This window comes from Flavobacterium sp. (assembly GCF_044376915.1).
Taxonomy (GTDB): domain Bacteria; phylum Bacteroidota; class Bacteroidia; order Flavobacteriales; family Flavobacteriaceae; genus Flavobacterium.
In genome coordinates this window covers 1-9,753 of sequence record NZ_JBILKB010000072.1, presented here as the reverse complement: position 1 = coordinate 9,753, position 9,753 = coordinate 1, and the positions used below count along the sequence as shown (strand labels likewise).

10 protein-coding genes and 1 pseudogene are annotated in these 9,753 nt (G+C 35.1%); 8 read left to right on the top strand and 3 right to left on the bottom strand.

What is annotated here, in order from left to right:
• From rplQ to ctlX, 7 genes are all read left to right on the top strand, one after another.
• Positions 1 to 491 (top strand): 50S ribosomal protein L17 (gene rplQ / locus ACIQ6Z_RS07890; protein WP_396210361.1); only part of this gene is annotated, 491 nt, incomplete at its 5' end.
• Positions 492 to 624: 133 nt separating this feature from the next.
• Entirely contained in the window at positions 625 to 1,734 is a 1,110-nt protein-coding gene (gene carA / locus ACIQ6Z_RS07885; RefSeq protein ID WP_396210360.1) for a glutamine-hydrolyzing carbamoyl-phosphate synthase small subunit, read from the top strand.
• A 99-nt stretch (positions 1,735 to 1,833) separates the two neighbouring features.
• Complete coding sequence (gene eno, locus ACIQ6Z_RS07880; RefSeq protein WP_396210359.1) at positions 1,834 to 3,129, top strand: phosphopyruvate hydratase; 1,296 nt, start codon at positions 1,834 to 1,836, stop codon at positions 3,127 to 3,129.
• A gap of 211 nt (positions 3,130 to 3,340) precedes the next feature.
• Positions 3,341 to 4,624, top strand: coding sequence for a citrate synthase (locus tag ACIQ6Z_RS07875; RefSeq protein WP_396210358.1), 1,284 nt, complete (start codon positions 3,341 to 3,343; stop codon positions 4,622 to 4,624).
• A 123-nt stretch (positions 4,625 to 4,747) separates the two neighbouring features.
• On the top strand, positions 4,748 to 5,662 hold the full coding sequence (locus ACIQ6Z_RS07870; protein WP_396210357.1) for a dimethylarginine dimethylaminohydrolase family protein: 915 nt from the start codon (positions 4,748 to 4,750) through the stop codon (positions 5,660 to 5,662).
• 48 nt (positions 5,663 to 5,710) lie between these two features.
• Complete coding sequence (locus ACIQ6Z_RS07865) at positions 5,711 to 6,079, top strand: four helix bundle protein (RefSeq protein WP_396210356.1); 369 nt, start codon at positions 5,711 to 5,713, stop codon at positions 6,077 to 6,079.
• 80 nt (positions 6,080 to 6,159) lie between these two features.
• Positions 6,160 to 7,095: a citrulline utilization hydrolase CtlX gene (gene ctlX / locus ACIQ6Z_RS07860; RefSeq protein WP_396210355.1), complete on the top strand. Its 936-nt coding sequence runs from the start codon at positions 6,160 to 6,162 to the stop codon at positions 7,093 to 7,095.
• Between the two features lie 92 nt (positions 7,096 to 7,187).
• Here ctlX and ACIQ6Z_RS07855 read toward each other — a convergent pair whose 3' ends face one another.
• Positions 7,188 to 7,775, bottom strand: a complete 588-nt coding sequence (locus ACIQ6Z_RS07855) for a helix-turn-helix domain-containing protein (protein ID WP_396210354.1) — start codon at positions 7,773 to 7,775, stop codon at positions 7,188 to 7,190.
• Positions 7,776 to 7,926: 151 nt separating this feature from the next.
• Positions 7,927 to 8,550 (bottom strand): MarC family NAAT transporter, encoded by a 624-nt coding sequence (locus tag ACIQ6Z_RS07850; RefSeq protein WP_396196705.1) that lies wholly within the window; start codon positions 8,548 to 8,550, stop codon positions 7,927 to 7,929.
• 94 nt (positions 8,551 to 8,644) lie between these two features.
• On the opposite strand from ACIQ6Z_RS07850, the gene ACIQ6Z_RS07845 reads away from it, so the two are divergent.
• Complete coding sequence (locus tag ACIQ6Z_RS07845) at positions 8,645 to 9,001, top strand: CoA-binding protein (protein WP_396210353.1); 357 nt, start codon at positions 8,645 to 8,647, stop codon at positions 8,999 to 9,001.
• Here ACIQ6Z_RS07845 and ACIQ6Z_RS07840 read toward each other — a convergent pair.
• Positions 8,998 to 9,753: pseudogene (locus ACIQ6Z_RS07840) on the bottom strand (sodium:solute symporter); the annotation flags it as partial. The gene ACIQ6Z_RS07845 and the pseudogene ACIQ6Z_RS07840 sit on opposite strands and share 4 nt — an antisense overlap.

Sequence of the window (9,753 nt, the reverse complement as noted above, 5' to 3'; positions counted from 1 at the left end):
TCAATCATTTAAGTAGACAAAAAGGACACAGAAAAGCGATGTTAGCAAATATGGCTTGTTCTTTAATCGAACATAAACGTATCAATACAACTGTTGCTAAAGCAAAAGCTTTAAAACAATTTGTTGAACCATTAGTTACAAAATCAAAAGAAGATACTACTCACAATCGTCGTACTGTTTTCTCTTACTTAAGAGATAAATATGCGGTTACTGAATTGTTCAGAGAAGTTGCTGCTAAAGTAGGTGACCGTCCAGGAGGATACACTCGTATCATCAAGTTAGGTAATCGTTTAGGAGATAACGCTGACATGGCGATGATCGAATTGGTAGATTTCAATACGATTTATAACGGTGGTAAAAAAGAAGTGAAGAAAACAACACGTCGTGGTAAAGCTAAAAAGGCAGAAGGTACTCCTGAAGCTCCAGCAGCCGACACTACTGTTGCTGATCAAACAGAAGCTACTTCTTCAACAGCTGAAGCTACAGAATAATCATGAAACCATTCATGTAAAAATAATAAGGATAGACTTTTTTAAGTTTATCCTTTTTTTTTGGTTTTACGCATCAAACAGTTGAAAAAAACAACTTTTATAACTAAATTTGCAAACACAACTACACTACACAATGAAATACAACAATCGCGCAAAAGCCGTTTTATTGTTAAAAGACGGAACTGTTTTTCACGGAAAATCTATCGGTATTGAAGGAGTAACTTTTGGAGAAGTTGCTTTCAATACTGGCACTACAGGATATCAAGAAATTTTTACCGATCCTTCTTATTTTGGACAAATCATGGTTACTACCAATGCGCATATTGGAAACTATGGCGTCAACGAAAAAGAAGTCGAGTCGGATTCGGTGAAAATCTCAGGTTTGGTTTGTAAAAACTTTAGTTTTAATTATTCACGTGTGGATGCTTCTGAAAGTTTGTTTGACTATTTGAGCAAGCAAAATCTTATCGTTATTTCAGATGTAGATACCCGAGCTTTGGTGAGCTACATTCGTGATAATGGCGCTATGAACGCTGTTATTTGTACCGATGGAACACCAATAGAAGTTTTGAAAGAAAAATTGGACCAAGTTCCGGATATGAACGGTTTAGAATTGGCTTCAAAAGTTTCAACTACTGAGCCGTATTTCTTTGGAGATGAATCGGCTACCTATAAAATCTCTGCATTGGATTTAGGAATCAAAACTAATATTCTACGAAATTTAGCAAAACGTGATTGTTACATCAAAGTATTTCCTTACAATGCTTCTTTTGAAGCGATGAAAGCATTTAATCCAGATGGTTATTTCTTATCCAATGGACCTGGTGATCCAGAACCTTTAGTTTCAGCTCAAGAAGTAGCCAAGCAAATATTAAACGAGAATAAACCACTGTTCGGCATTTGCTTAGGACACCAAATCATTGGTTTGGCCAATGGAATTTCGACCTATAAAATGTTCAACGGACACCGAGGGATCAATCATCCCGTTAAAAATGTGATTACCGGAAAAGGTGAAATCACTTCTCAAAATCATGGATTTGCTATTGTGCGTGAAGCGCTAGACAATCATCCCGATTTTGAATTGACACACGAACATTTAAATGATGGCACTGTGGCAGGGATGCGTATGAAATCTAAAAACTGTTTTTCAGTGCAATACCATCCAGAAGCTAGTCCAGGACCTCATGATTCTAGCTATTTATTTGATCAATTTATCGAAAATATAAAATCTGCAAGTAACTAAAACGTTATCGTTTATAAGTTTTTTGATTTTCAGAATATAGTTCAATTTTAAGCTTTAAATTTGTTATTATTCTTAAAATACTAACTAAAAAAATACAAAATGAGTATTATCATAAAAGTACACGCAAGACAAATTTTAGATTCTCGTGGTAATCCAACAGTTGAAGTTGACGTAATTACCGAGAATGGCATATTAGGACGTGCAGCTGTTCCAAGTGGCGCTTCTACAGGTGAGCATGAAGCGGTTGAACTCCGTGATGGTGGTAAATCATACATGGGTAAAGGTGTTTTGAAAGCGGTTGAAAATGTAAATACTAAAATCGCTGAAGCGGTAGTAGGCATGTCGGTTTTTGAACAAAATCTTATCGATCGTATCATGATTGATTTAGACGGTACAGCTAATAAATCAAATTTGGGTGCTAATGCTATTCTAGGGGTGTCGCTTGCAGTTGCAAAAGCTGCCGCTAACGAATTAGGAATGCCGTTGTACCGTTATGTGGGAGGTGTTTCAGCAAATACGTTACCCGTTCCAATGATGAATATTATTAATGGTGGTTCTCATTCTGATGCGCCGATCGCTTTTCAAGAATTCATGATCATGCCGGTTAAAGCAAAAAATTTCACGCACGCCATGCAAATGGGTACCGAAATTTTTCACAACCTTAAAAAAGTATTACACGATAGAAATTTATCCACTGCTGTAGGTGATGAAGGTGGATTTGCTCCCAATTTAGCGGGTGGAACAGAAGATGCTTTGGATTCCATCAAATTAGCGGTAACCAATGCGGGTTATACTTTTGGCGATGACGTAATGATCGCTTTAGACTGCGCTGCTTCTGAATTTTATGTGAACGGAAATTATGATTACACTAAATTTGAAGGCGCAAACGGAAAAGTAAGATCATCAAAAGAACAAGCTGAATATTTGGCAGAATTAGCGGCTAATTATCCTATTATTTCAATCGAAGACGGAATGTATGAAGACGATTGGGAAGGTTGGAAATTATTAACCGAAAAAATTGGAAATAAAGTACAATTGGTTGGCGATGATTTATATGTGACCAATGTAGAGCGTTTGTCACGCGGAATTCAACAAGGAATTGCCAATTCAATTTTGATTAAAGTAAACCAAATCGGTACTTTGACTGAAACAATAGCTGCGGTAAACATGGCACATAATGCGGGGTATACCTCTGTAATGTCTCACCGATCTGGAGAAACAGAAGACAATACAATTGCTGATTTAGCAGTTGCTTTAAATTGCGGACAAATCAAAACAGGTTCGGCTTCTCGTTCTGATCGTATGGCAAAATACAATCAATTATTACGCATTGAGGAAGAATTAGCAGATGTTGCATATTTTCCGGGTGTAAATGCCTTCAAAGTAAAAATATAATCCTAACATTGTATTGCTGAATTCGTTTGCTGCATCAATTCGCAAGCTCGAATAAGTTTCAAAATAAGTAACCCTTTCAGAAAGTAATTTTGAGAGGGTTTTTTATGTATAGTAAATAACCATAAAAAAATGTTATTTTTTTTATCGTTTGCGGATTAATTGTTAAATTCGCATATCACTTAAATTATTTTAAATAACATCCAATAATTATATGTCAAAAATTGCAATATTAGAACTCGATGGTAAGAAATATGAGTTTCCTGTTATCGTAGGAACTGAAAACGAGGTAGCCATTGATATCGACAAACTACGCAGTGCTTCTGGCGCTATTACCATCGATCCTGGATATAAAAACTCTGGATCTTGTAAAAGTGAAATTACTTTTTTAGATGGAGAAGAAGGTATCCTTCGTTATAGAGGATACTCTATTGAAGATCTAGCGGATAAAGCTAATTTCCTTGAAGTTTCTTATTTGTTAATTTTCGGAGAATTGCCAACTACTGCGCAATTAGAAAAATTCGAAAATGACATTCGTAAGTATACGTTGGTTAACGAAGAAATGAAAAACATTATTGATGGTTTTCCAAAAACAGCCCATCCAATGGGTGTGTTAGCTTCATTGACAAGTGCATTAACAGCGTTCAATCCGAAGTCGGTTAATCCGCACAATGAAAAAGAAATGTATGAAGCCGTTTGTAAAACAATGGGTAAATTTTTAGTCATTGCTACATGGACCTACAGAAAGTCTATGGGGTATCCGCTAAATTATTATGATAACACCAAGGGGTATGTAGAAAACTTTATGCGTTTGATGTTTGAATTACCTACAGGACCATACAAAGCAGATCCTAAAGTGGTAGCCGCATTAGATAAATTATTCATTTTACACGCCGATCACGAACAAAATTGTTCTACTTCTACCGTACGTATAGTTGGTTCTTCTCACGCAGGTTTGTTTGCTTCTATTTCAGCAGGAGTTTCTGCTTTATGGGGACCCTTGCATGGAGGAGCTAATCAGGCGGTATTGGAAATGTTACAAGAAATTCATGACAATGGAGGCGATGTAGCCAAATTTGTATTAAAAGCAAAAGACAAAGATGATCCATTCCGTTTGATGGGATTTGGACACCGTGTTTATAAAAATTTCGACCCAAGAGCTACCATTATTAAAAAAGCAGCAGATGATGTTTTGACGGCTTTAGGTGTGGATGATCCATTATTGGATATTGCCAAGCAATTGGAAAAAGTAGCCTTAGAAGATGAGTATTTCAAAGCAAGAAATTTATATCCAAACGTAGATTTCTATTCAGGAATTATTTATCGTGCTATGGGAATTCCGGTGGAAATGTTCACGGTATTGTTTGCAATTGGTCGTTTGCCAGGTTGGATTGCACAATGGAAAGAAATGCGCATCAACAAAGAGCCAATTGGTCGTCCTAGACAAGTGTATACAGGTTATCCTTTACGTGATTTTAAAGACGTTAAAAACAGATAAATTGCAACCCATCGAAAGATGGGTTTTTTTATGGCACATCCTTAATTTGGTTGTACTTTATCATTTCATTTTCCTATATTTGCTTAGTAACGAAACCAATTCGTTTTTCAAAAAATAAGCATTATGTTGCCATTACATGTAAAAAATGAAACGTCCCTATTGCGGGCTGTAGTTTTAGGAACCGCCCAAAGTAACGGGCCAACACCCACCATTGAAGAAGCTTATGATCCAAAATCGTTAGAGCATATCAAAGCGGGGACTTATCCCGTTGAAGCAGATATGGTTCAAGAAATGCAGGCTTTTAATGACGTATTTGAAAAATATGGCGTTTCGGTGTATCGTCCGAATATCATTGAAAATTACAATCAGATTTTTACTCGGGATATTGGGTTTGTCATTGATGATATTTTTATCAAGGCTAACATATTACCCGATAGAGAACGCGAATTGGATGCCATTCAATATATAATCGATCAAATGGATCCCGCTAAGGTAGTGCGACCTCCAGAAGAAGTGCATATTGAAGGGGGTGACGTTATGTTATGGAACGAATATATTTTTATCGGAACGTATAAAGGGTCCGATTATAAAGACTATATTACAGCACGAACGAATTGGCAAGGGGTCAACTATATTAAAGAATTATTTCCCCATAAAATTGTAAAAGCGTTTGATTTGGTTAAGTCAAGAATAGAACCGCGAGACAATGCATTACATTTAGACTGCTGTTTTCAGCCCGTTGGTAATACTATGGGAATCATATATAAAAGTGGTTTTAGAGAAGAAGCCGATTATATGTTTTTAGTGAAATTATTTGGAAAGGAAAATTTATTTCACATCGAAAGGGAAGAAATGTACCACATGAATTCCAACGTGTTTTCAATTGCACCCGATGTAGTGGTTTCCGAGAAAAACTTTACCCGATTGAACAATTGGTTGCGAAAAAAAGGATTTACAGTTGAAGAAATTCCGTATGCCGAAATAGCCAAGCAAGAAGGCTTGTTGAGATGTTCAACTTTACCGCTTATTAGAGATTAAAAAAGCTGTCTGTTTTCTGTTTTTTAGAGTTGTGTAAAAAAGTTGCTTATGAAGAGCTATGAAGATTTAGATATATACAAGTTAAGTTTGTCTTTGTTTTATGAAGTTCATCCAGCATCACTTTTATTACCTAAATATGAATTATATGAATTAGGTAGTCAATTAAGAAGGTCAGCAGATTCAGTTAATTCTAATATAGTTGAAGGTTATGGAAGAAAACGATATAAAGCAGATTTCATTAAATTTTTAGTTTATTCTCATTCAAGTTGTTTAGAAACAAAAGGTCATTTGTTAAAAATAAGGAATTTATATGTTGGTTTGATTCCAGAAATTGAAAGATATATTACTGATTATGATGTTTTAGGAGCTAAGATTTTTAACTTTATCAAATATGTTGAAAACAATTGGCAAACCTAATAAACAATAAATTGCCTATAACTAGTAACACAAAACAAATAACCGTTAACAAATAACGGATAACCGATAACAAAAAAAACATGAACCAAACGACCAACTCCATTGTCATGATTCGTCCGGTAGCTTTTCGTATGAACGAGCAAACAGCTGTGAATAATTATTACCAAAAAGTACTCGATAATTTAACGCCAGCATCTGTAAATGCTAAAGCCCAAGAAGAGTTTGATACTTTTGTCCAAAAATTGAAAATGATTGGACTTAATGTTATTGTTGTAGAAGATACGCTTAGTCCAGACACTCCCGACAGTATTTTTCCCAACAATTGGATTTCATTTCATGAAAACGGAGATGTTGTTTTGTATCCCATGTTTGCAGAAAATCGCCGTTTAGAGCGAAGAGAAGATGTGTTGGATCGATTGGAAGAAGCGGGTTTTGTGATCAACGAAATAATGGACTATACTTCGGCTGAAGAAGACGATATTTTCTTGGAAGGAACCGGCAGTATTGTCTTGGACAGAGCCAACGGGAAAGCCTATTGTGCCTTGTCGCCCAGAGCCGATGAAGAATTGTTTATTGAGTTTTGTGAAGATTTTGAATTTACCCCAGTGATCTTTGAAGCGTTTCAAACGGTTAATGGCGAAAGAAAGCACATCTATCATACCAATGTGATCCTAACTGTTGGCGAAACCTTTGCTGTAATTTGTGCCGATTGTATCGATGATAAAAAAGAGCGAAAAATGGTTTTAGATAGTTTAAAAGGCGATGAAAAAGAAGTAATTCTAATCAGTGAAGACCAAGTGAATAATTTTGCCGGAAACATGTTAGAAGTAAAAGGAACCGATGACCGACGCTTTTTAGTCATGAGTGCATCTGCACATCAAAGTCTGACCAAAAAACAAATAGCGCAATTGGAAGAACACGTTACCATTTTAAGTACTAGTTTAGATACTATTGAAGCCTGTGGAGGTGGTAGTGCCCGCTGCATGATGGCAGAAGTATTTTTACCAAAAGAGTAAATCCCAATAGCTAAAATTCCAAATTCCAAATGTCGTTTTATTAAACATTTGGAATTTGGAATTTGTTTTTTTTAAATTTCTTAATTAATGATTCATTGTAAAGCTGTTTTATTTTTAGGATTAAAAATTGAATTTCCAAAATACAATGTACTAACGGCTATTGTTGAGCAAAATAATAAGCCACTATTGAATCCAATTATAAATCCTTCTTCAATACCTTGTATCGTTAATAACAATATAATATATAAAAAATAGCCCAAACCAAATTTCAAAATTCTTTCGGTTTTGCTCATAAAATTTGTTAGAAAAACAATAAAAATGGGAATAAAAAAACTCAACAATATTGCTCCTATCCGACTATTATAACTTGCGTTTGAATCTAAAGTTAAGTATCCGATAATAGTTATAAGGATTAAATTTAAAATTAAATAAAAAGCAAAATTTAAAATAGATTCAAAAAAGCTTATATTTTCTTGTTTTTTATTTAAGCTAGTTAACTCATTTATGTCAATTTCTAAAATTGAGCAAATTCGATTTAAAGTATCACCTCGTGGTTCATTTATATCTTTTTCAATTCTTTGAATCGTGCGGATGTTAATTTTAGAGAATTCTGCTAAATCTTCTTGTGTGTAACCTTTACGTTTTCTCTCTTCGCTAATTTTTTCACCTAATGAATTCATAATTTTTAGTATTATTAATTTAATCCAAAATTATATGAGAAAAACACTATTTATATCGGTTTATCGTAAACTTTATTACGACATTTTTACGGCATTTTTGTACATGTAAATATTAAGTAACAATATATTAATTACTTTCAATTCAAATCATTTACACGCCGCGTACAATACTCAATACCGCACTAATAATATATTGGATCCCAATAGCAATGGTTAAAAATCCAATGATTCTCGATATGGCTACAATTCCGGATGCCCCTAAAATCTTAGCCAAATAATGTGCGCTTCTCAGTACGAGGTAAATGGTAAAAGCTACCACCAATATGGCAATGGATGAAATGATGATTTCACTTGTACTGTGATGATCTTGATAATACGCAATCAATAAAGAAATGGAACCCGGTCCAGCAAGCATTGGCATAGCCAAAGGTGTTAATGCAATGTCGTTTCTGTTTTGCGCTTCTTCTTCCGCTTTCTTGTCAATTCCTTTATTCTTAGAAAATTTTCCATTCAACAATGAAAAACCAGAGCTTGCAATAATAATTCCACCTGCAATCCGTAAGGCCGTAATGGTAATGCCAAAAAAGGATAATACATATTGGCCCACAAAGAACGAAACCAATAAGATTATGAATACATTAAAGGCTGTCCAAAGTGAAACTTTAGCCCGTTCTTTCTTTGAATAGTCTTGCGTTAAGCCCACAAATATTGGAACGGTTCCAATGGGATTTAACACCGAAAAAAGAGCTGCAAATAAATAGACGAATACTTCCATATTTGTTTTTTTGTAAAGATACAAAACTATTTTAGAGTGCATTAATTTTCTACTATTCTGCTTATTTTTTTATAACTTTATAAAAAATAAGATCATGAAAACATTAGTAATTGGGGCTTCAACAAATAAAGAGCGCTATTCCTATAAAGCCATACATAGTTTGGTCGATAAATGCCATCAAGTGGTTGCTATTGGAGCCAAAAAAGGGATGGCCTTTGATATTTCAATTGAAACTGAAAAATTGGATTTTCAAGCTATTGATACAGTTACATTATATCTAAATCCCAAAGCTCAAGAGGCCTATTATGACTACGTTTTATCTTTAAAACCAAGACGGGTTATTTTTAATCCGGGTACCGAAAATCCAGCGTTTTATATATTACTGGCAGCTCATGATATCCAATATGAGGTGGCTTGTACCTTAGTCTTGTTAGCGACGTATCAATATTAATAGCGGGTGTTTTCTTGTGTGGATTTACTAATGAGCAGTAAGCCCAAAAAGGTAATCAATCCGTTTACAATGATGATTTCTACGGAAAATACATAGCCCGAAAACCATTCGGTAGCAAGGCTGTTGATCCAAAAGGTAATCAGCGGTGATACGACACAAATCGCAGGAACCCATTTGTCGCGCACCGTTTTTGATTGCATAAACAAACCAAAAGCATACAACCCCAGAAGCGGTCCATAGGTATAACTGGCCACCGTAAATATCATGGATACTACGGATTGATCGGTGAGCGAATTGAATAGTAAAATCACAAAAAACATCAACAAAGAAAATCCAATATGAACCAAATGGCGGTTTCTAACCATGTTCGGTTTGTTTTGATTTGCCGCTTTATCCATGCCTAAAAAGTCGACACAAAATGATGTAGTTAATGCGGTTAGTGCCGAATCGGTAGTAGCAAAGGTTGCTGCGGTTAATCCCAATAAGAAAACAATAGCGGGTATCAATGTTAAATGATGAAATGCGATTTCGGGAAATAATAAATCGGTTCTGGGTTTGCCAGTAACCAAATCCAGGGGTACTTCAATGCCGTTTTTTGTAGCATAGAGGTACAAAAGTGCTCCTACACTCAAAAAGAAAATATTGATCAATACAAAGATTCCGGTAAACGTAAACATGTTTTTCTGTGCTTCACCAATGGTAGCACAACTCAAGTTCTTTTGCATTAAATCTTGATCCAATCCTACCATGGC

What these genes read in the sequence shown, in the direction of transcription:
- carA (WP_396210360.1), top strand. Translation starts at nt 625, where the DNA reads ATGAAATACAACAATCGCGCAAAAGCCGTTTTATTGTTAAAAGACGGA.
- eno (WP_396210359.1), top strand. Translation starts at nt 1,834, where the DNA reads ATGAGTATTATCATAAAAGTACACGCAAGACAAATTTTAGATTCTCGT.
- ACIQ6Z_RS07875 (WP_396210358.1), top strand. Translation starts at nt 3,341, where the DNA reads ATGTCAAAAATTGCAATATTAGAACTCGATGGTAAGAAATATGAGTTT.
- ACIQ6Z_RS07870 (WP_396210357.1), top strand. Translation starts at nt 4,748, where the DNA reads ATGTTGCCATTACATGTAAAAAATGAAACGTCCCTATTGCGGGCTGTA.
- ACIQ6Z_RS07865 (WP_396210356.1), top strand. Translation starts at nt 5,711, where the DNA reads ATGAAGAGCTATGAAGATTTAGATATATACAAGTTAAGTTTGTCTTTG.
- ctlX (WP_396210355.1), top strand. Translation starts at nt 6,160, where the DNA reads ATGAACCAAACGACCAACTCCATTGTCATGATTCGTCCGGTAGCTTTT.
- ACIQ6Z_RS07855 (WP_396210354.1), bottom strand. Translation starts at nt 7,775, where the DNA reads ATGAATTCATTAGGTGAAAAAATTAGCGAAGAGAGAAAACGTAAAGGT.
- ACIQ6Z_RS07850 (WP_396196705.1), bottom strand. Translation starts at nt 8,550, where the DNA reads ATGGAAGTATTCGTCTATTTATTTGCAGCTCTTTTTTCGGTGTTAAAT.
- ACIQ6Z_RS07845 (WP_396210353.1), top strand. Translation starts at nt 8,645, where the DNA reads ATGAAAACATTAGTAATTGGGGCTTCAACAAATAAAGAGCGCTATTCC.